The sequence below is a fragment of the Rhizobium sp. NZLR1 genome, assembly GCF_017357385.1.
Classification (GTDB): domain Bacteria; phylum Pseudomonadota; class Alphaproteobacteria; order Rhizobiales; family Rhizobiaceae; genus Rhizobium.
Genome location: NZ_CP071632.1, coordinates 2,124,689 through 2,144,382, shown reverse-complemented (window position 1 = coordinate 2,144,382; position 19,694 = coordinate 2,124,689). Strand labels below are relative to the sequence as shown.

The window sequence follows — 19,694 nt, the reverse complement described above, 5'->3', positions numbered from 1 at the left end:
GTGCCGTAACGATCAGTCGTGCTTTTCCGCACCGATTTCTCCTTCGAGACTGTGCCGCAGCGTCATCATAACGCGATGCGCGGTTTGGATTTCGGCAAGTGAAAGTCCTCCGGCCATGGCGTTGACGCGCGGATTGTAGGCAGCGATCGCGGCATCGTAAGCTTGCTGTCCTTTCCCGGTCAGCACGACGAGTTGCGCCCGCCGGTGATGCGGGTTGGGTTCGAATTCGACCAGCCCTTCTCCGTACAGATCATTGACGATGCGCTGCACGTTCTGGCGGTTGGCACCGAGGTCCCGGGCGAGCCATGCCACCGGCTGCGGCCGATCGGCATGCACGATCGCCCCCAATATCTGCCAGCGTGCGCTGGTCAGCCCGTAGGGCGCAACTAGTCGGTCTCCCCAGATCAAGGTCAAGTTGTTCACCCGAAACATCGAAAGGATCAGATCCGTCAAGGCCTCGCCTATCGGGGTTCGCGTCGCTTCATCCATCTGTCACCATATGTCGTTATTGACATCATCATGCCAAGTTAATATGTATGCATCACACCAGATTGACATCATTATACCAATATGAAGGAGTCTTAAATGACGCATATGCAACCACTTGACGAGAATTTTCCGATCCAGCGCCAGCTCGATGTCGATGCAGCCCCGGTCGTGCTGATCAATCTCGTCACGCTCGACCCCGCTGATGAGTCGCGCTTCCTCGAAGTCTGGAGCCGTGACGCTGATTTTATGAAGCGATAGCCCGGCTTCATCTCGACGCAGCTCCATCGCTCGGCCAGAGCATGGCTTATCTGAACTATGCGGTGTGGGAATCGAATGAAGCATTCCGCGCTGCGTTCAATCATCCCGACTTCCGCGCCCAGGTCGTCGCGTATCCGGCATCCGCGGTTGCAAGGCCGCACCTGTTTCAGAAGATCGCCGTAGCCGGCATCTGCACAGCTTGAGCATCATTAGAAGGAAGCTACCACATGTCACTGCTGTTCAAAATCATGGCAATCGCCGGTCCTGCGGGGTTCGGGGGCGTCATGCTCGCCATCGGCATCATCCTTGGCGGACACTGGAAGAGCCTGCCTCCCGCCGATTTCCTTGACTCGTTCGGCAGGTATGGCGGCTTTATCCAACGCGCCATTCCACTCGTCGTGATCCCAACGCTGATCGGGGTGGCCGGCATGCTCTGGATCGACTGGAGCAATGCGGCAACGCGCAACCTCTGGCTTGCCGAGGCGGGCTGTATCGCCGCTATTCTCGTGCTGACGATGGCCTATTTTGTGCCTAGCAACGACGCTTTCGGCGCGAAGGCGGTGGCCGCCGACCAGGTTTCGGCGAAGCTCGACACCTGGCTGTTCGTTCACAACTTCCGCATCGCCCTCGCCTTTGCTGCCTCTTCGCTCGGAGTGTGGGCCATCAGCCGGTGAAAGGAAACGCTCATGCGGTCACGTTCCTAAGCACTAGTAGCGGCGAGCCGGCTAGCCGCTTCGCGTGATCTTATGACAACAGTGGAATTTGCAAGCCCATAGTCCCGAAGGGCGGCCTCGATCAAGGGGACCGCATCCCGCTCGAAATTCCAGATATAGGTGAGAGCATCCAGCGAGAGGCGTTCAGGGCATCCGGCGGGCAGTTCGGGACGGTTGCGCCCAAAATAACGAAACGCTCTTGAGACGATACCGTAGAGGCATGCATATCTTGGCGGGCGAAGCCAAATGACCGCATCGGCGCGTGGCAGGCGGAGATGGAAGGAGCTGAGGCCGGTCCCATCCATGATCCAGCGTTCCGCCGCCGCGGCAGTGGCGATCAGGCGGTCGATCTCGTCGCGCGGCCTCTTTTTCCAGCCGGGCAGCCAATAGAAGTCGCGGTCCATGGAGATGTATTCAAGGTCGAGGGCTCGCGAAAGCCGCTTTGCGAGCGTGCTCTTGCCGCTGCCGGGGCAGCCGATCACCAGGATACGGTCGGCGCTTCTGACGATTTCCGCCGGACGATCCGGATCAACGACATGGATTGGCATGGATTTCGATTTCTGTTCCACCGGGTGATTGCCCTGACGATCCTTAATCTTGCCGATATAGTATAGTTATGGCACGCTCCAATAAGATTGCTTGCCAGACCGGACTGCTGAACCTATATGTGGGGCACCCAATTATGGGTGGTGGCGCACATGAGCTTTTTGACAGAACATTTCATCACAAATGCAAAAGATATACTTTTTGCCGGGAACACACCTCTAGACTATAAATTTCTACAGTCCGAATTTTTGTTCGACCACCGATTGAAGAGCAGACAATTCCTCTGTGATTTGCTTCCTAAGGGTGGTGTCGGCGCTGAGCTTGGCGTGTTCACCGGATTGTTCTCGACCATTCTGCTCGACCGGGCCAGACCGAAGTCCGCCTATTTCGTCGACCCTTGGTGGTTGATTTTCGGAAATCGCTATCCGGACTGGGGCATTTATACCGCCAATGGCCGGTTATCGACTAGGCGTGCCCACGATGTGGCTTCGCGACGTATCAAAAAGAATGCGCATGGCGCAAGCGTATCGGTGCATGTGGCCTATTCAGTACCCTTCCTTGAGCAGCTTCCCGACGACCATCTTGACTGGGTCTATCTGGATTCTTCGCATTCCTATGCTGGCACGGCCGAGGAGCTCAAAGTGCTGAGGCGTAAGGTAAAACCGGGCGGTATTGTCGCCGGTGACGATTGGCACGACACTCTCGGGCATACCCACAGCGGCGTAGCTGTCGCCGTTCGCGAGGCAGTCGGGGTTGGCGCGTTCCAGATGATCGGCAGCTACCCCGCGCTGCAATGGGCGATACGCCGACCCTGAGGCCGGCTCTTACTCGGCGGCGATCAGCAGCTTCTTTTCGCGCGCCGCTCTCAGCCGGGCGAAATCGTCGCCGGCATGGTGGGAGGAGCGGGTCAGCGGGCTGGAGGCGACCATCAGGAAGCCCTTGCTGTAGGCGACGGTCTCATAAGACTTGAACTCGTCTGGAGTGACGAAGCTTTCGACCCTGTGATGTTTGCGGGTCGGCTGCAGGTACTGGCCGATCGTCAGGAAATCGACGTCGGCGGTGCGCAGATCGTCCATCAGCTGCAGCACTTCGTTGCGCTCCTCGCCGAGGCCGACCATGATGCCCGATTTGGTGAACATGGTGGGATCGAGTTCCTTCACCCGCTGCAGCAGGCGGACCGAATGGAAATAGCGCGCGCCGGGGCGAACCGTCAGATAGTTGCCGGGCACCGTTTCCATATTGTGGTTGAAAACGTCAGGCTTGGCGGCGACGACGCGTTCCAGCGCACCAGGCTTCTTCAGGAAATCCGGCGTCAGGATCTCGATCGTCGTCACCGGCGAGGCCGCGCGGATCGCCCAGATCACCTTTTCGAAGTGTTCGGCGCCGCCGTCCTCCAGGTCGTCACGGTCGACCGAGGTGATGACGACGTGGGATAGGCCCATCTCCTTGACCGCCTTGGCGACATTCTCCGGCTCGGCCATATCGAGCGCGTTCGGCTTGCCGGTGGCGACGTTGCAGAAGGCGCAGGCGCGAGTACAGATCTCGCCCATGATCATGAAAGTGGCGTGCTTCTTGTCCCAGCACTCGCCGATATTCGGGCAGCCGGCCTCTTCGCAGACGGTGACGAGCTTGTGCTCCTTCACGATCGCGCGCGTCTCGGCATACCCCTTGGAGGTCGGCGCCTTGACGCGGATCCAGTCCGGCTTGCGCATGACTTCCGTATCGGGCCGATGCGCCTTTTCGGGATGGCGCACGCGCTTGGCGTCAGGATTGATCGTGTCGAGAATGGTCACCATTGCAGTATCAGCTTTCTACCGCTCCTTGCGGCAAATCATCCGGATCTAGCGCCGCACGAGCCGCGCCAGGAATATCAGCAGGCAGGCGCCGAGGAAACCCGTCACGAAGTAACCGAGCCGCCCACCGACCACTTCGACATCAAACTGCGCGAGCACGGCGCTGGCGACGACCGAACCGACGATGCCGAGCACGATGTTCAGGAAAATCCCGTATCGCGCTTCCATCAGCTTGCCGGCGAGCCAGCCCGCAAGTCCGCCGATGATGATTGCCGAAATCCAGCCGACACTTTCCATTCTGCCCTGCCCTTCAGTTGCGCCTCAAGCGACCGCTCTGGCGATCAGCACCACGATGATGGCGCCGACGGTGGCGTGGATGATCTGCACCACCAGCGCGTTTTCAATGCCCAGCGAAATGCCGAGCGCGCTGAACAGGTAACCGCCGACGAAGGCGCCGATGATGCCGCTCAGCAGGCATCTTATCAAGCCGCCGCCACCGACGACCAGACTTGCGAGGAAGCCTGCAACGAGGCCGATCAGCAAAAACACCAGCAACGCCTGCGTCTCCATAGACATGATAATTGCCTTTCGTTTTTTCCACCCCGGAGGAATAAGCCACGACGGGGATGGTTTTGGCCACCCGGCGGGACGGCTTTGCCGCCCTGAGATAAAGGGCGGCCCTGGAAATTATCAAGCGTTCAGCACACGGCCATAGGCATCGAGCACCGCTTCCTTCATCGTTTCGGAAACGGTGGGATGCGGGAAGATGGTGTGCATCAGTTCTTCCTCGGTCGTTTCGAGGTTCATCGCGACGACGAAGCCCTGGATGAGCTCGGTGACTTCAGCGCCGACCATGTGGGCGCCGAGCAGCTCACCGGTCTTGTTGTCGAAGATCACCTTCACCATGCCCTGGTCTTCGCCGAGCGCGATCGCCTTGCCGTTCGCCGCGAAGGAGAAGCGGCCGACGCGGATGTCGCCGCCCTGTTCCTTGGCCTTGGCTTCGGTGATGCCGACGGAGGCGACCTGCGGATTGCAATAGGTGCAGCCCGGGACCTTGCCCTTATCAGTGGGATGAACGTTCGGCAGGCCGGCGATCTTTTCGACGCAGACCACGCCCTCATGCTCGGCCTTGTGCGCCAGCATCGGCGGGCCGGCGACATCGCCGATCGCATAGATGCCGGCGACACTGGTCTTGCCATAACCGTCGATGACGACGCAGCCGCGGTCGGTCTTGACGCCGAGCGCCTCGAGGCCGAGGTTTTCGATGTTGCCCTGAACGCCGACGGCCGAAATCAGCCGGTCGGCAGTGATCTGCTGGACCTTGCCGTCTGCGGTCTCGACATGCGCGGTGATGCTGCCCGCACCTTTCTCGACCTTGGTGACCTTGGCGCTGGTGAAGATCTTGAGGCCGCGCTTTTCAAGCTGTTTGCGGGCGATGGCGGTAATCTCGGCATCCTCGACCGGCATGATGGTCGGCATGACTTCGACAACGGTCACGTCGACGCCCATCGAGCGATAGAAGCTTGCGAATTCGATACCGATCGCGCCCGAACCCATGACGATCAGCGACTTCGGCAGTGCATCCGGCTTCAGCGCCTCGAAATAGGTCCAGATCAGTTTACCATCAGGCTCGATGCCGGGCAGCGCGCGCGGGCGGGCGCCGGTGGCGATGATGATATGCTTGGCGGTATAGGTGCCCTCGCCCTTGACGTTCTTCGGCAGCGGGTGCTGCGGCTCGACGGCGGGCTTCGACGACTTGCCAACGACGATCTCGCCAGGCTTGGTGATCTTGCCCTCGCCCCAGATGATGTCGATCTTGTTCTTTTTCATCAGGAAGCCGACGCCGGCATTGAGACGGGCGGAGACGGCGCGCGAGCGGCCGACGACGGCCTTGGCATCCGGCTTGACCGTGCCTTCGAGAACGAGACCGTAATCCTTGAAGTGATTGGCATGGTCGAGCACCTCGGCCGAGCGCAGCAGCGCCTTTGTGGGTATGCAGCCCCAGTTCAGGCAGATGCCGCCCATATGCTCGCGCTCGACAATCGCGGTCTTGAGGCCGAGCTGGCTGGCGCGAATGGCGGCGACATAGCCGCCGGGGCCGGAGCCGATGATGATGACGTCGTAGGATTCAGCCATGTGTTTCCTGCCTTTGTTACGCTGCGCTGCGGGTCATGAGCACCCACGCGTGTCTTTTGCTGTTTTCGAAGAGCGGCACGGCATCGGCGCGCGCAGCCTCCAGGAATCCGTTTCTTCCATAAAGCGACAGAGCCGCTTCGTTATCACTTGCGGTAATGAGACTGACGGGGCGGCGATCGGCCCTGTCGATCTGATCCTCCAGCAGCCTGCGTCCGATGCCGATGCCGCGCAGATGGCGATAGACGCCGAGACTGCCGACGAACCAGATTCCGACTACCGTTTTCTGCAAGGCGAGCATCGGCTTGGTCGCTGGAATCGTCGCCTCGATATCGCCTATGCCTTCCTGCAGCGCATGGCCGATCGCCACACCCGCGACCTCGCCATAGGCCTCGGCGATGACGGCATCCTGCCAGCCGCCGATAACTTCCTCTTCGCTCATCTTCAGCCGGCCCCGCTCTAAGGGCGTGTCGCTGATGCCGTTCGCCACATCGGCGAACCAGAGCCGGGAAGCAAAACCGTGCGAGGCAATATCCGCCAAGATCGCCAGCTCCGAGGCATCCCGCCGTGAGGCCTGCCGCAGGGCGATGAAGGCGGTCATGGTCAGATCCCCAGCATCATCCGTACGATCGATTCCAGCCCACGCCCGAGCGCACGCGTATTTTCCGCATCGAGGTGAATGCCGTCGATCGGTGTGGTCCTGGCGACGGAATTGCCGTCGAAAAAGCCGCAGCCGAGTTCGTCGGCAAGATCACGATAAAGGGTTGCAAGCTTTGCCGATTCGTCGATGCCGCCGGGAAAGGATGCGGCGAAAGGCACATTGCCGGTCGCGCAGATCGCCGGCGGCGCCACGATCAGGATCTCCGGCCCGTCGAATTCGAAGGGCCAGGCATGATTGCGGATCAGCCGTACGAGCCGGCTGATGCCCTGGCAGGCGGCAAAAGCCGAGCCGGCCACGACCGGCTTCATGTCGTTGGTGCCGAGCAGAAGGATGACGAGGTCGAGCGGCGCGTGCGTCTGCAGGATCGTCGGCAGAATGCGCGCACCGTTGCGGTCGCAGTCGGCCAGGTGATCGTCGAAAGCGGTCGTGCGACCATTCAGGCCTTCGGCAATGACACGCGCCTCACTGCCGAGCGCTGCCTGAAGCACGCTCGTCCAGCGATTCTTGTAGTCATGACGGCCGATCGTCTCGGCGTCATAACCCCAGGTCAGCGAGTCGCCATAACAAAGAACGGCCTTGGTCATTTCCGCCTCCGCCCAGTTGTCAGACCAGCATGCCCATCGGGTTTTCGATATAGCCCTTGAAGGCCTGGAGCAGCTCGGCGCCGAGCGCGCCATCGACGCAGCGATGGTCGGTCGACAGCGTGACCGACATCACGGTGGCGATAGCCATTTCGCCCTTCTTGACGACGACCCGCTGTTCGCCGGCGCCGACCGCAAGGATGGTCGCATGCGGCGGGTTGACGACGGCGGCGAAGTTCTTCACGCCCATCATCCCCATGTTCGAGACCGAGCTGGTGCCGCCCTGATATTCCTCGGGCTTCAGCTTGCGGTCCTTGGCCCGCTTGCCGAGATCGCGCATCTCGTTGGAGATCGCCGACAGCGTCTTCTGCTCGGCCTTGCGGATGATCGGGGTGATCAGGCCGCCGGGGATCGAGACGGCGACGCCGACATCGGCGTACTTGTGCTTGACCATGTTGTTGTCGGTCCAGGAGACGTTGGCATCCGGAACGTCGCGCAGCGACAGCGCCATGGCCTTGATGACCATGTCGTTGACCGAGAGCTTGTAGGCGGGAGCGCCATCCTTGCGCGGGGCTGCATCGTTCAGCTGGGCGCGCAACGCCATCAGAGCATCGAGCTCGCAATCGACGCTGACGTAGAAATGCGGGATCGTCTGCTTGGATTCGACCAGGCGTCTGGCGATCGTCTTGCGCATGCCGTCATGCGGCACGAGCTCGTAGGAACCCGGTTCGAACAGCTTGAGCACGGCCTCCTCGGAAGCGCCCTTCGGCGCTGCAGCGGCCGGAGCCGGAGCCGCAGCAGCTTGCGGAGCGGTAGCTGCGGGTGTGGCGGCCTTGGCGCCACCACCGGCAACGGCGGCTTCGACGTCGTTCTTGACGACGCGGCCATGCGGGCCGGAGCCCGCGACAGCCGAAAGGTCGATACCGGCCTCCTTGGCGAGCCTGCGGGCAAGCGGCGAAGAGAAGGTGCGACTGCCGTCTGGTGAAACCGATGCAGGTGCAGCGGCAGGTGCCGGTGCTGCAGCCGGAGCGGACTGGGCCGGTGCAGCCTCCGCTTTTGCGGCCGGTGCGGCTTCGGCCTTCTGCGCCGGAGCGGGCGAGCCCGCGCCGCTTGCGGCAGCGGCGACATCCTCGCCATCGGCGGCGAGAACGGCGATCAGCGCATTGACCTTGACGCCTTCGGTGCCGGCGGCAACGACGAGCTTGGCGACCGTGCCTTCATCGACGGCTTCGACTTCCATCGTCGCCTTGTCGGTCTCGATCTCGGCGATCACATCGCCAGACTTGACCGTGTCGCCTTCCTTGACCAGCCATTTGGAAAGATTGCCTTCTTCCATGGTCGGAGAGAGGGCGGGCATCGTGATATTGATCGGCATCGAGATACCCTCCCCTTATTTGTAACAAACAGCCTTCACCGCATCGACGACTTCGCCGACGTTCGGAAGCGCCAGCTTTTCGAGATTGGCGGCGTAGGGCATCGGCACATCCTTGCCGGCAATCGTCAGAATCGGCGCATCGAGATAATCGAAGGCCTGCTGCATGACGCGGGTGGCGATTTCGGTGCCGACGGATGATTGCGGATAGCCTTCCTCGACGGTGACCAGGCGACCGGTCTTCTTCACCGATTCGATCACGGTCGGCAGATCCATCGGGCGGATGGTGCGAAGGTCGATCAGTTCGACGTCGATGCCGATCTTTTCGAGTTCGGCGACAGCCTTCGTCGCATAGGTCATGCCGATGCCGAAGGAGACCACGGTTACGTCCTTGCCCGGACGATGGATGCGAGCCTTGCCGATCGGCAGGACGAAATTGTCGAGCTTCGGCACATCGAAGTGCTGGCCGTAGAGAATTTCGTTCTCGAGGAAGATGACCGGATTCGGATCGCGGATCGCAGCCTTGAGCAGGCCCTTGGCGTCGGATGCCGTGTAGGGCATGACGACCTTCAGGCCGGGGATTGCGCTGTACCAGGCAGCATAGTCCTGGCTGTGCTGGGCGCCGACACGGGCGGCGGCGCCATTCGGGCCGCGAAACACGATCGGCGCGCCCATCTGGCCGCCGGACATATAGAGCGTCTTGGCGGCGGAGTTGATGATATGGTCGATCGCCTGCATGGCGAAGTTGAAGGTCATGAATTCGACGATCGGGCGAAGGCCGGCCATTGCGGCGCCGACACCGACGCCGGCAAAACCGTGCTCGGTGATAGGCGTATCGATGACACGGCGAGGGCCGAATTCCTGCAGCAGGCCCTGTGTGACCTTGTAGGCGCCCTGATATTCGGCGACTTCCTCGCCCATGACGAAGACGTCTTCGCTGGCGCGCATTTCCTCGGCCATGGCGTCGCGGAGCGCTTCGCGCACGGTGGTCGACACCATTTCGGTGCCGGCCGGAATTTCCGGGTCATTCGGCACGACGGCCTTCGGCTCGGCCGGAAGCGGCGCTGCAGCAGAACCGGTGTTGGTCGGCTTTTCTTCCTGGGCAACCGCTGGGGCGGCAGCGGCGGCCGGTTTGGCGGCGGAGATATCCGCGGCGGATTCGCCGTCCTGCAACAGCACGGCGATCTTGGTGTTGACCTTGACGCCTTCGGTGCCGGCGTCGACGAGCAGCTTGCCGATGACGCCTTCGTCGATGGCTTCGACTTCCATCGTCGCCTTGTCGGTTTCGATTTCGGCAATCACGTCGCCGGAGGTGACCTTGTCACCTTCCTGTTTCAGCCATTTGGACAGCGTGCCTTCTTCCATCGTCGGAGAGAGGGCGGGCATGAGGATATCGATAGGCATGGGTTCCCTCCCCGATTAGAGCAGAATGTCGGTGTAGAGCTCGGATGCATCCGGCTCCGGATCGGCCTGGGCGAAGTCGGCGCTGTCGGCGACGATGTCGCGGACATCCTTGTCGATCGCCTTCAGATCGTCTTCGGAAGCCCAGCCCTTTTCGACGAGGCGTGCTTTCACCTGTTCGATCGGGTCATGTTCGGAGCGCATCTTCTGCACTTCGTCCTTGGAGCGATACTTCGCCGGGTCGGACATGGAGTGACCGCGATAACGATAGGTCAGCATTTCGAGAATGATCGGACCCTTGCCGGAGCGGCAATGTTCGAGCGCCTCGTCGGCAGCCGCCTTGACGGCGCGAACGTCCATGCCGTCGACCTGAATGCCGGGGATGCCGAAGCCGGAACCGCGCAGCGAGTAGTTCGACTGGGCGGTGGCGCGCGCCGTCGACGTGCCCATGGCGTAGCGGTTGTTCTCGACGATATAGACGATCGGCAGCTTCCAGAGGGCCGCCATGTTGAAGCTCTCGTAGACCTGGCCCTGGTTGGCGGCGCCGTCGCCGAAATAGGCGATCGAGACATTGCCGTTGCCGCGGTAATGGTTGGCAAAGGCAAGACCGGTTCCGAGTGAAACCTGGGCACCGACGATGCCGTGACCGCCGTAGAAATGCTTTTCTTTCGAGAACATGTGCATCGAGCCGCCCTTCCCGTGGGAATAGCCGCTGCGGCGCCCGGTCAGTTCCGCCATGACGCCGCGCGCTTCCATGCCGGTTGCCAGCATGTGGCCGTGGTCGCGATAGGCGGTGATGACCTGGTCGCCTTCCTTCTGCGCCATCTGCATGCCGACGACGACAGCTTCCTGACCGATGTAAAGGTGGCAAAAGCCGCCGATGAAGCCCATGCCGTAAAGTTGGCCGGCCTTCTCCTCGAAGCGGCGGATCATCAGCATCTCGCGATAGGCCTTGAGCTCTTCATCGCGATCGAAGTCGGCTACCGGGCCTCCATTCGATGCTTTGGCTGCCGGTTTTGCTGCAGTTTTGCGGCTGGAAACGGTCGCGGTCTTTCGCGGCGCCATTCAACCCTCCCTATGGGTTTGTCGGTTCTTGGTGGCGCGTACCATAGGGAAGAAAGATGACCACAGCAATGCCATAATTGCATGGCTCATATTCAGCACTAAACAGTTGATTACATTTCGGAAATACCAATTAACCTGATTTCAGTTAATTGGAATAATGGTTGAATATGACGATCTCGTCCGCGCGCGACATGTTGAGCTGATAGCGCGCTTTTTCGTCCAGCATATCCTTGTCGAGCGAGCCGTCACTCAGCAGCGCGACCTGATTTTCCAGATGTTCGCGCTTCGCCTTCAAGATCGCAAGCTCTTTTTCACGCGCGACACGCTGATGCTCGAACGTCTCTGTTGCGCGCAGGCCGTAATCGCCATGAATGCAATGATAACCGAAATAGGAAAGGAAGGCGACCGTCATGGCCGGAATGACGAAGCGGCCGAACTTTCTCTTCTTATGATGCTTTGTCCACATACACGCATGCTCTTGAACGCATTACCAATTCGTTCAGCATAACGCGCAGAGATTAACCGTTCATTGACCGTAAAGACGGGCAACAAAAAACCCGCGCCGGAGAGGCGCGGGCTCAAGCCGTTTGAAAATCAGATTCGATCAGGCGCGGATGATCGAGCGGCCGGCATACTGAGCCTGCGGGCCCAGGCCCTCCTCGATGCGGATCAGCTGGTTGTACTTGGCGAGGCGGTCGGAACGCGACAGTGAGCCGGTCTTGATCTGGCCGCAGTTGGTGGCGACCGCGAGGTCGGCGATGGTCGAATCTTCGGTTTCGCCGGAGCGGTGGGACATGACGGCGGTATAGGCTGCCTTGTGCGCCGTGTTGACGGCGTCGAGCGTTTCCGTCAGCGAGCCGATCTGGTTGACCTTGACGAGGATCGAATTGGCGACGCCCATGCGAATGCCGTCGCGAAGACGAGCGGAGTTGGTGACGAAGAGATCGTCGCCGACGAGCTGGGTCTTCTTGCCGGCCAAGTCGGTCAGCGTCTTCCAGCCGTCCCAGTCGTCTTCGGCCATGCCGTCCTCGATCGAGATGATCGGGTACTTAGCAGCGAGTTCGGCCAGATATTCGGCCATGGCGCCCGATTCGAGCGTGCGGCCCTCGCCTTCAAGAACGTACTTGCCGTCCTTGAAGAATTCCGTCGAGGCGCAGTCAAGGCCGAGGCACATGTCGTCGCCCGGTGTATAGCCGGCTTTCTCGATCGACTTCATGATGAAGTCGAGAGCCTCGGGCGCGCTCTTCAGGCCGGGTGCAAAACCGCCTTCGTCGCCGACATTGGTGTTGTGGCCCTGCGCGGCCAGTTCCTTGCGGAGCGTATGGAAGACTTCCGAACCCATGCGTACGGCTTCAGCGATCGTATCGGCGCCGACCGGCAGGATCATGAATTCCTGGAAATCGATAGGATTGTCGGCATGGGCGCCGCCGTTGATTATGTTCATCATCGGAACCGGAAGCAGGCACGCGGACGCGCCGCCGACATAACGGTAGAGCGGCAGGCCGGAGGCCTGGGCGGCAGCCTTGGCGACGGCCAGCGATACGCCGAGAATGGCGTTGGCGCCGAGGCGCGACTTGTTCGGCGTGCCGTCGAGCTCGATCATGATGTTGTCGATCTGGATCTGGTTTTCGGCATCGATGCCGCCGATCGCGTCGAAGATCTCGGTGTTGGCGGCATCGACCGCCTTTTGCACACCCTTGCCGAGGTAGCGCTTGCCGCCGTCGCGCAGCTCGACCGCCTCATGCGCGCCGGTCGACGCGCCCGAGGGAACGGCCGCGCGGCCCATGCTGCCGTCTTCGAGATAGACATCAACTTCGACGGTGGGGTTGCCACGGCTATCGAGAATCTCGCGGGCGATGATATCGGTGATTGCAGTCATGGGTTCTTCCTGCTCGGTGGGTGATCAATCGTTCGAAGCCTGTCATAATCGAAGGCGTGCAAATTACAATGGCGCATTGCGACACCCTCGACCTGCATGTCTGAACGTCGCTATAGCACGAACATGTCAGGCTTTTGACTGTCAGCCCTTGGCGACAGCATCGAAGGCGAGCAGCTTTTCCAAAAGCCGCGGCATGTCTTTGAGATAGACCATGTTCGGGCCGTCGGACGGTGCGTTGTCGGGGTCCTGATGGGTTTCGACGAACACGCCGGCGATACCGGTCGCCACCGCTGCGCGCGCCAGCGTTTCCACAAATTCCCGCTGACCACCGGAGGAATCGCCCTGCCCGCCCGGCTGCGCCACGGAATGCGTTGCATCGAAAACAACCGGCGCGCCCATCGACGCCATGATCGGCAGCGAGCGCATGTCGGAGACCAAAGTGTTATAACCGAAGGAGGCGCCGCGTTCGCACAGCAGCACGTTCGGATTGCCGCTGGCATTGAGCTTCTTCAGGACGTTTTTCATATCCCAGGGAGCGAGGAACTGGCCCTTCTTGACATTGACGGCGCGGCCGGTCTCGGCGGCGGCGATCAGAAGGTCGGTCTGGCGGCAGAGGAAAGCCGGGATCTGCAGGACATCGACCACTTTTGCCACCGCGGCGCATTGCTCGGCGGTGTGGACGTCGGTCAGGACGGGAAAACCGAACTCCTTCTTCAGGTCGGCGAAGATCTGCATGCCCTTTTCAAGCCCGATGCCGCGTTCGGCAGAGAGCGAGGTGCGGTTTGCCTTGTCGAAGGAGCTCTTGTAGACGAGACCGATGCCGAGTTTGGCGCAAAGCTCCTTCAGTGTGCCGGCAACCATGAAGGCGTGGTCGCGGCTCTCCATCTGGCAAGGGCCGGCAATCAGCGACAGGCGGCCGGTATTGGAAAATGTGACCTGGCCTGCGCCCTCGCCGATCCTGACTTCGGAATTCGTATCAGTGCTCATCGTGTTTCCTCGAAGGCGAAGAGCGTGCCCTGCCCGGGCGCGGGCTTCACCAGAATGCGATTGTTCTTGCGCGTGTAGGTCACTCCGTTAGCAGCCAAATGCGCTTCTGTCACGGCAAGATCGGTGACGGCAAAGAGGATAGCCCGGCCGCGCAGGCCGCGGTCGGCGGATGCGACGGCGATCTCGAAATAGGCCTCCAGCCCTTCCGGCGTCATCAGGCTGATTTTCGCATTCGGCGCCGCGATATTAACGCCGAAACCGGTTTTCTCGACGGCCGATTGCGCCGTTGCAAGGCTGACGAAGGCGGCGAATGCAGAGGGGTCCGGCGCGCAAAGCGCGATCTCGGCAATGCCGGTGACGCCATTGGCATGCGTCTCTAGCGCACCGCGATCGGCCGGCAGAGGATTGATGCGCTCAACACAGAAGAGGAAGAAATCCGGCGCGCGCAACTCAGCGGCAAAGGCCAGCTTGAAGCCGGCCATGGTCTCGGAACCGTCCGGCATTTTCATCGGCCGGCTGAACTGCAGCATGTCGCCGGCGCTCGATCCGCTGCCGACGAAGCTCCGATGAGCGCGGCCGGCATCCCCGGTGCCGAACGCCACCGCCGAAAGCCCCTCCTCGCCACAGCGGAAGCGGAAGGCCCGATTGCGGGCGGTGAAGACATTGCCTTGCCGCGCCGATGCCTCGCTCTCCTCGCGGCTGGCGATACCGAGCGGCTCCAGATAGGTCTTGTCGGCAAAGAAGACGCAGGCATTCTCCGTTCCGAAGGGATGGCGGGCATCGGCGGCAACGGTGAAGCCAAGCTTGCCGAGCCTTTCGCGCGCCAGGTCGATATTGACAACGGGCAGCACGACATGATCCAGCGGGTGCGGTTTGGCCGAGTGCTCGTTCATGATATCCCTCCCTGAAACGCCAAGAGGGTGCGACAGCGCCACCTTCAATGCAAGACATGTGCGCCAATCCGGCGAATGAAAATAAAAAACTCAACGAGTTGGCGGCAAGTTTTACGGAAATTTAGCTACTTGCGGAACACATATGGAACATATAGTGTTCTGTTCTGGATTTGTTTCAATCAAGGGGTCACACGTCGATGCTCACGCGCAAACAACAGGAGCTCCTGCTTTTCATTCATGAGCGCATGAAGGAATCCGGCATTCCGCCCTCTTTCGACGAAATGAAGGATGCCCTGGATCTGGCCTCGAAATCCGGCATTCATCGTTTGATCACAGCGCTTGAAGAGCGTGGCTTCATTCGCCGCCTACCGAACCGCGCCCGGGCGCTCGAGGTCATCAAGCTTCCGGAGGCCTACAGCCCGAGCATCCAGCCCCGGCGCGGCTTTTCGCCAAGCGTCATCGAGGGCAGCCTCGGCAAGCCGCAGCCGGTCGCCGCCCCCGCTCCTGCAAAACCGGTCGCCGATAACGGCAACTCCGTCTCCGTGCCGGTCATGGGCCGGATCGCTGCCGGCGTTCCGATCTCGGCGATCCAGAATAACACCCACGACATCGTCGTTCCCGCAGACATGCTCGGCTCCGGCGAACATTATGCGCTGGAGGTCAAGGGCGATTCGATGATCGACGCCGGCATCTTCGACGGCGACACGGTAATCATCCGCAACGGCAGCACCGCAAGTCCCGGCGACATTGTCGTTGCCCTGGTCGATGACGAAGAAGCGACGCTCAAACGTTTCCGCCGCAAGGGCGCCTCGATCGCGCTGGAGGCTGCCAATCCGGCTTATGAGACCCGGATTTTCGGGCCGGACCGCGTCAAGGTGCAGGGCAAGCTCGTCGGCCTCATTCGCCGCTATCACTGACATTGGAGAGGCCGGATTCGGCAAAACTGTTGCTGCGCCAGTCATAGGCGCGATGGCGCTTCCATGGGCGCGACAGGGTTTCGAATGCGGTCACGACCTCCAGGCCGGCATCGGCGAAGCGCAGCTCGACGGAGCCAGTCCTGCGCAGCGTCTCACCGGTAAAGAGCGTCGCTCCTGATCGGCAGCTGTTGAACCGCAGGCGGACCGACGTCACGACGATATCCGCCGCGTCGCAAGCCGGACCGAGATAGGCAGCGTTGTCGATGACGGCAACCACATGACCATTGCCGAGCCTTGATGTGCACCAGGCCTTTTTGACGCAGGAAAAGCGGTTTGCTTCACCACCGGCGACAGCCGCCCGCATCGCCGCCCTCGCTTCATTCTGCTGATCGCGGGAAAGCCTGACGCGGCGGTCGTCTCCCTCCGGCGGGACAGCGGGACCATCCAGCATTTTCGGCGGGAAATGCGTCGGCAGGACAAGTGCTCTCTGCCACTGATCGAAGATGAAATCCGGCGGGTTTTCGCGGTTGGAAGCGATTGCCGCAGCCGCGACCACTGCGACGAGACTGCCATCCTCCGAAATCACCAGATCCGGCGCCCGGGGAAGCGGCAGAAGCAGCACGCCGAGCGTAGAGACGGCGATAATCGATGTGCCGATATGGCGCAGCCGGGTGCGCAGCAGCGTCAGCAGCAGAAAGCCGGCCACGGCGACAGCGAAATACCAAGCCGGCAAGCGGCCGATGCCGATATCACCGCCCCAACCGGACACCGTTTTGGCGACCGCAATCACCAGGTCGAGGCCGAGGCCGACCACCTTCCAGAGCGGAACGTCCAGACCGAACGGCATGAGCAACATCGCCAGCAGCCCGGCCGGCATGACGATGAAGGAGATGATCGGCATCGTCGCGAGATTTGCCGGCAGCCCGTAAGCGGTCAGGCGATGAAAATGTTCGATCGAAAACAGCGCCGTGGAAAAACCGCCGATCAGCGAGGTCAGGAAGACGCCGCCGAAGAAGCCGGCGACGGCAACGACCGGTCGGAAGACCGGCAGTTTCAGCAAGGCGTTTTCGCGGACGCGCCGGTCCTTCCACAGTTGATAACCCGATACGAGTGCCAATGTCGCGGCAAAGGACATCTGGAAGCTCGGGCCCAAGACTTCGGACGGCGAAATGGCGATGATGACGAGCGCCGAGAGAACGACATTGCGCAGGCTGATCGACGGCCGGTCGAAGAAGACGGCGACCAGCATGATCGCCATCATGATGAAGGCACGTTCGGCCGAGACCCCGAAGCCGGAAATCAGGTAGTAGGCGGTGACGGCGCTGAGCGCGCCGGCGGCGGCGATCTTCTTTGTCGGATAGGCCTGAGCGACGCCCGGAAAAAGGCTGAGCAGCATCCGGAAGCCGACGAAGAAGATGCCGGCCGACAGCGCCATGTTGAGGCCGGAGATCGCGACAATATGAGCAAGGCCGGACTGGCGCAGCGCCTCCGTCGTCGCATTCGAGATGGCGCGTCGCTCGTCGGTCACCAAAGCAGCGGCAAAAGCGCCGGTGTCGCCGGGCAGGATCGATCGTATGCGGTCGCCAATGCTACTGCGCAGGCGGTAAAGCCATTCCAGCAGAGCTGCCGATGTCGATCTGGCAGCCTGCGGACCCGCCTCCAGATCCTTCTCTGGCGCACCGTAGAAGAAGCCGTTGGCGCCGATGCCATCGAAATAGGCACCGAAGGAGAAGTCGTTGAGCTCGGGAAGTGCGGGGCCTGCCGGCGGCGTCAGTCGTGCCCTGCCGGTGATGAGGTCGCCGATGTCGAAAGGCATGTCGGCGCCGCGGACGATCGCGGTTATGCGTCCCGGCGGCCGCTTCAACTCCGGCGCCTCCGTGCCGGTGACGGCAAGAATGTAGCGCCAGCGCCCACGGCCGTCGCCTTCTCGCCGCTCGACTCGGCCGGTCACTGTCGTCGTCACCGAGGAATCGAGGATCACCGTCGAAGCCCGCCAGCTCTCGAATTGTGCGCAGAGCATGCCGCCGGCCACGAGTGCAGGCGCCAGCAGCGTCGCCCGCAATGCCGCCCGGCTGCGGCCGACGATGAGAACCGCGATCGTCAGCACCAACAGAGAGAGCAGCGATGCAACAAGCGGAAATTCGGATGCCGCAACAAACCAGAAGGCCGCCCCGGCGCCGAGAAACACCGGCGAAAAAAGCAGCAAGCGGCCATGATCCGCCTCCTCGCCCAGCATGCGCATGCCGGCGCCAATCGATTGCCGGGCTGCGGCGAGCAGCCGGTGGCGCAAAGATGTCGTCGACTGCGTCCTGGTCGGCCGTATCACCACGATAGGCGGCGAAAAACCGGAGGGACCGGCTGAGCCGGCGCCTGCTTCCGGCCGCAATTCGACTGTCGTCACTTCCTGCATGTGCCGCCCAAGGTCACCCGCGAAGACGGCCAGAATGCATTCTCTAATCAAATCCGGCAAGGATAATCGATTGAAATATGAGGGAAAATCGCCAGCGCCAAAAGACTAAGCGAATCATTGGCTTCCGATATGCACGGGGCTCATCGCTGCAGTGCCTAAAAGGTGATACCGCAATGCACAAAATGCCGGCACGGTAACTTGGCATTAGCTTCACGATCATATAGCTATCGGTAAGGACGCTTAACCCCTATGGCGCTTTTATGGCGCCACCGCCATTTCGGAGGATCAGCATGACGGATCAAAGCGCTACAATAAAAATCGGTGACAAATCTGTCGACCTAGCCGTCAAAAGCGGCACGATCGGCCCGAGCGTCATCGATATCGGTGCCCTTTACAAGAACACGGCTTCCTTCACGTACGATCCGGGTTTCACCTCGACCGCATCCTGTGAATCGAAAATCACCTACATCGACGGCGACGAAGGTGTGCTGCTGCATCGCGGCTATCCGATCGAGCAACTGGCCGAGCATGGCGACTTCCTCGAGGTCTGCTATCTGCTTCTCTACGGCGAACTGCCGACCACCGTACAGAAGAAAGATTTCGATTATCGCGTCACGCACCACACCATGGTGCACGAGCAGATGAGCCGGTTCTTCACCGGCTTCCGCCGTGACGCCCATCCGATGGCCGTCATGTGCGGCTGCGTCGGCGCACTGTCGGCTTTCTATCATGACTCAACCGACATCACCGATCCGCACCAGCGCATGGTCGCCAGCCTGCGCATGATCGCCAAGATGCCGACGCTTGCGGCCATGGCTTACAAATACCATATCGGCCAGCCCTTCGTTTATCCGAAGAACGATCTCGACTACGCCTCGAACTTCCTGCGCATGTGTTTTGCCGTGCCTTGCGAAGAATATGTGGTCAATCCGGTGCTTGCCCGCGCCATGGATCGGATCTTCATCCTGCATGCCGATCACGAGCAGAACGCCTCGACTTCGACCGTGCGTCTCGCCGGTTCGTCGGGCGCCAATCCGTTCGCCTGCATCGCAGCCGGCATCGCCTGCCTCTGGGGGCCTGCGCATGGCGGCGCCAACGAAGCAGCGCTCAACATGCTGCATGAGATCGGCTCAGTCGACCACATTCCAGAATATATCGCCCGCGCCAAGGACAAGAACGATCCGTTCCGCCTGATGGGCTTCGGTCACCGCGTCTACAAGAACTATGATCCGCGCGCCAAGATCATGCAGAAGACGACGCATGAGGTGCTCGGCGAACTCGGCATCAAGGACGATCCGTTGCTCGAAGTGGCGATGGAGCTTGAGCGCATCGCGCTCACCGACGAATATTTCATCGAAAAGAAGCTCTATCCGAACATCGACTTCTATTCCGGCATCACGCTGAAGGCGCTGGGCTTCCCCACGACGATGTTCACCGTGCTCTTCGCGCTTGCCCGCACCGTCGGCTGGATCGCGCAGTGGAACGAGATGATCGAGGATCCGGAGCAGCGCATCGGCCGTCCGCGCCAGCTCTATGTCGGCGAACCGAAGCGTGACTACATTCCGGTTTCGAAGCGCTAATCGCTTCCCCAACCAA

20 protein-coding genes and 1 pseudogene are annotated in these 19,694 nt (G+C 61.1%); 5 read left to right on the top strand and 16 right to left on the bottom strand.

Going from position 1 to position 19,694, the window contains the following annotated elements; genetic code table 11:
• Positions 1-12: 12 nt before the first annotated feature.
• Entirely contained in the window at positions 13-489 is a 477-nt protein-coding gene (locus tag J3O30_RS10730) for a MarR family winged helix-turn-helix transcriptional regulator (RefSeq protein ID WP_207584107.1), read from the bottom strand.
• 96 nt (positions 490-585) lie between these two features.
• Between J3O30_RS10730 and J3O30_RS10725 the strand changes: the two are divergent.
• Positions 586-950: pseudogene (locus J3O30_RS10725) on the top strand (antibiotic biosynthesis monooxygenase family protein).
• Between the two features lie 24 nt (positions 951-974).
• Positions 975-1,421 (top strand): DUF1772 domain-containing protein, encoded by a 447-nt coding sequence (locus J3O30_RS10720; protein ID WP_207584106.1) that lies wholly within the window; start codon positions 975-977, stop codon positions 1,419-1,421.
• Between the two features lie 26 nt (positions 1,422-1,447).
• On the opposite strand, the gene J3O30_RS10715 is transcribed toward J3O30_RS10720, so the two are convergent.
• Positions 1,448-2,008, bottom strand: a complete 561-nt coding sequence (locus tag J3O30_RS10715) for an AAA family ATPase (RefSeq protein ID WP_207584105.1) — start codon at positions 2,006-2,008, stop codon at positions 1,448-1,450.
• A gap of 150 nt (positions 2,009-2,158) precedes the next feature.
• On the opposite strand from J3O30_RS10715, the gene J3O30_RS10710 reads away from it, so the two are divergent.
• Complete coding sequence (locus J3O30_RS10710) at positions 2,159-2,821, top strand: class I SAM-dependent methyltransferase (RefSeq protein WP_246762746.1); 663 nt, start codon at positions 2,159-2,161, stop codon at positions 2,819-2,821.
• A gap of 9 nt (positions 2,822-2,830) precedes the next feature.
• Here the strand turns inward: J3O30_RS10710 and lipA are convergent, their stop codons facing one another.
• The 13 genes from lipA to J3O30_RS10645 form a co-directional block, all read right to left on the bottom strand.
• The gene (lipA, locus tag J3O30_RS10705; RefSeq protein WP_207584104.1) at positions 2,831-3,802 is read right to left on the bottom strand and encodes a lipoyl synthase; all 972 of its coding nucleotides are present in this window, start codon (positions 3,800-3,802) and stop codon (positions 2,831-2,833) included.
• A 45-nt stretch (positions 3,803-3,847) separates the two neighbouring features.
• Complete coding sequence (locus J3O30_RS10700) at positions 3,848-4,096, bottom strand: GlsB/YeaQ/YmgE family stress response membrane protein (protein ID WP_207584103.1); 249 nt, start codon at positions 4,094-4,096, stop codon at positions 3,848-3,850.
• A gap of 24 nt (positions 4,097-4,120) precedes the next feature.
• Positions 4,121-4,375 (bottom strand): GlsB/YeaQ/YmgE family stress response membrane protein, encoded by a 255-nt coding sequence (locus J3O30_RS10695; RefSeq protein WP_003539329.1) that lies wholly within the window; start codon positions 4,373-4,375, stop codon positions 4,121-4,123.
• 114 nt (positions 4,376-4,489) lie between these two features.
• Entirely contained in the window at positions 4,490-5,935 is a 1,446-nt protein-coding gene (gene lpdA / locus J3O30_RS10690; RefSeq protein WP_207584102.1) for a dihydrolipoyl dehydrogenase, read from the bottom strand.
• A gap of 16 nt (positions 5,936-5,951) precedes the next feature.
• Positions 5,952-6,533 carry a GNAT family N-acetyltransferase gene (locus J3O30_RS10685; protein WP_207584101.1) on the bottom strand — a complete coding sequence of 194 codons (582 nt, stop codon included), beginning with the start codon at positions 6,531-6,533 and terminating at the stop codon, positions 5,952-5,954.
• 2 nt (positions 6,534-6,535) lie between these two features.
• Entirely contained in the window at positions 6,536-7,177 is a 642-nt protein-coding gene (locus J3O30_RS10680; protein ID WP_207584100.1) for an SGNH/GDSL hydrolase family protein, read from the bottom strand.
• Between the two features lie 19 nt (positions 7,178-7,196).
• Complete coding sequence (locus J3O30_RS10675; RefSeq protein WP_207584099.1) at positions 7,197-8,549, bottom strand: pyruvate dehydrogenase complex dihydrolipoamide acetyltransferase; 1,353 nt, start codon at positions 8,547-8,549, stop codon at positions 7,197-7,199.
• A gap of 15 nt (positions 8,550-8,564) precedes the next feature.
• Positions 8,565-9,950, bottom strand: coding sequence for a pyruvate dehydrogenase complex E1 component subunit beta (locus tag J3O30_RS10670; RefSeq protein ID WP_207584098.1), 1,386 nt, complete (start codon positions 9,948-9,950; stop codon positions 8,565-8,567).
• Positions 9,951-9,965: 15 nt separating this feature from the next.
• Positions 9,966-11,012, bottom strand: coding sequence for a pyruvate dehydrogenase (acetyl-transferring) E1 component subunit alpha (gene pdhA, locus J3O30_RS10665; protein ID WP_207584097.1), 1,047 nt, complete (start codon positions 11,010-11,012; stop codon positions 9,966-9,968).
• 145 nt (positions 11,013-11,157) lie between these two features.
• Entirely contained in the window at positions 11,158-11,478 is a 321-nt protein-coding gene (locus J3O30_RS10660; protein WP_049735204.1) for a septum formation initiator family protein, read from the bottom strand.
• A gap of 138 nt (positions 11,479-11,616) precedes the next feature.
• Positions 11,617-12,891, bottom strand: coding sequence for a phosphopyruvate hydratase (gene eno, locus J3O30_RS10655; protein ID WP_207584096.1), 1,275 nt, complete (start codon positions 12,889-12,891; stop codon positions 11,617-11,619).
• A 141-nt stretch (positions 12,892-13,032) separates the two neighbouring features.
• Positions 13,033-13,878, bottom strand: a complete 846-nt coding sequence (gene kdsA / locus J3O30_RS10650) for a 3-deoxy-8-phosphooctulonate synthase (protein ID WP_207584095.1) — start codon at positions 13,876-13,878, stop codon at positions 13,033-13,035.
• Positions 13,875-14,771: a VOC family protein gene (locus J3O30_RS10645; RefSeq protein ID WP_207584094.1), complete on the bottom strand. Its 897-nt coding sequence runs from the start codon at positions 14,769-14,771 to the stop codon at positions 13,875-13,877. Before J3O30_RS10645 ends, kdsA begins: the two co-directional genes overlap by 4 nt.
• A 197-nt stretch (positions 14,772-14,968) precedes the next feature.
• Between J3O30_RS10645 and lexA the strand changes: the two genes are divergently transcribed.
• The gene (lexA, locus tag J3O30_RS10640; RefSeq protein WP_007628683.1) at positions 14,969-15,688 is read left to right on the top strand and encodes a transcriptional repressor LexA; all 720 of its coding nucleotides are present in this window, start codon (positions 14,969-14,971) and stop codon (positions 15,686-15,688) included.
• On the opposite strand, the gene J3O30_RS10635 is transcribed toward lexA, so the two are convergent.
• On the bottom strand, positions 15,669-18,098 hold the full coding sequence (locus tag J3O30_RS10635; RefSeq protein WP_207584093.1) for a ComEC/Rec2 family competence protein: 2,430 nt from the start codon (positions 18,096-18,098) through the stop codon (positions 15,669-15,671). The two genes, lexA and J3O30_RS10635, sit on opposite strands and share 20 nt — an antisense overlap.
• A gap of 290 nt (positions 18,099-18,388) precedes the next feature.
• Between J3O30_RS10635 and gltA the strand changes: the two genes are divergently transcribed.
• Positions 18,389-19,678, top strand: a complete 1,290-nt coding sequence (gltA, locus tag J3O30_RS10630; protein WP_007628680.1) for a citrate synthase — start codon at positions 18,389-18,391, stop codon at positions 19,676-19,678.
• Positions 19,679-19,694: the final 16 nt, after the last annotated feature.

Coding starts and splice junctions, on each gene's coding strand:
- J3O30_RS10730 (WP_207584107.1), bottom strand. CDS start 489: ATGGATGAAGCGACGCGAACCCCGATAGGCGAGGCCTTGACGGATCTG.
- J3O30_RS10720 (WP_207584106.1), top strand. CDS start 975: ATGTCACTGCTGTTCAAAATCATGGCAATCGCCGGTCCTGCGGGGTTC.
- J3O30_RS10715 (WP_207584105.1), bottom strand. CDS start 2,008: ATGCCAATCCATGTCGTTGATCCGGATCGTCCGGCGGAAATCGTCAGA.
- J3O30_RS10710 (WP_246762746.1), top strand. CDS start 2,159: ATGAGCTTTTTGACAGAACATTTCATCACAAATGCAAAAGATATACTT.
- lipA (WP_207584104.1), bottom strand. CDS start 3,802: ATGGTGACCATTCTCGACACGATCAATCCTGACGCCAAGCGCGTGCGC.
- J3O30_RS10700 (WP_207584103.1), bottom strand. CDS start 4,096: ATGGAAAGTGTCGGCTGGATTTCGGCAATCATCATCGGCGGACTTGCG.
- J3O30_RS10695 (WP_003539329.1), bottom strand. CDS start 4,375: ATGTCTATGGAGACGCAGGCGTTGCTGGTGTTTTTGCTGATCGGCCTC.
- lpdA (WP_207584102.1), bottom strand. CDS start 5,935: ATGGCTGAATCCTACGACGTCATCATCATCGGCTCCGGCCCCGGCGGC.
- J3O30_RS10685 (WP_207584101.1), bottom strand. CDS start 6,533: ATGACCGCCTTCATCGCCCTGCGGCAGGCCTCACGGCGGGATGCCTCG.
- J3O30_RS10680 (WP_207584100.1), bottom strand. CDS start 7,177: ATGACCAAGGCCGTTCTTTGTTATGGCGACTCGCTGACCTGGGGTTAT.
- J3O30_RS10675 (WP_207584099.1), bottom strand. CDS start 8,549: ATGCCGATCAATATCACGATGCCCGCCCTCTCTCCGACCATGGAAGAA.
- J3O30_RS10670 (WP_207584098.1), bottom strand. CDS start 9,950: ATGCCTATCGATATCCTCATGCCCGCCCTCTCTCCGACGATGGAAGAA.
- pdhA (WP_207584097.1), bottom strand. CDS start 11,012: ATGGCGCCGCGAAAGACCGCGACCGTTTCCAGCCGCAAAACTGCAGCA.
- J3O30_RS10660 (WP_049735204.1), bottom strand. CDS start 11,478: ATGTGGACAAAGCATCATAAGAAGAGAAAGTTCGGCCGCTTCGTCATT.
- eno (WP_207584096.1), bottom strand. CDS start 12,891: ATGACTGCAATCACCGATATCATCGCCCGCGAGATTCTCGATAGCCGT.
- kdsA (WP_207584095.1), bottom strand. CDS start 13,878: ATGAGCACTGATACGAATTCCGAAGTCAGGATCGGCGAGGGCGCAGGC.
- J3O30_RS10645 (WP_207584094.1), bottom strand. CDS start 14,771: ATGAACGAGCACTCGGCCAAACCGCACCCGCTGGATCATGTCGTGCTG.
- lexA (WP_007628683.1), top strand. CDS start 14,969: ATGCTCACGCGCAAACAACAGGAGCTCCTGCTTTTCATTCATGAGCGC.
- J3O30_RS10635 (WP_207584093.1), bottom strand. CDS start 18,098: ATGCAGGAAGTGACGACAGTCGAATTGCGGCCGGAAGCAGGCGCCGGC.
- gltA (WP_007628680.1), top strand. CDS start 18,389: ATGACGGATCAAAGCGCTACAATAAAAATCGGTGACAAATCTGTCGAC.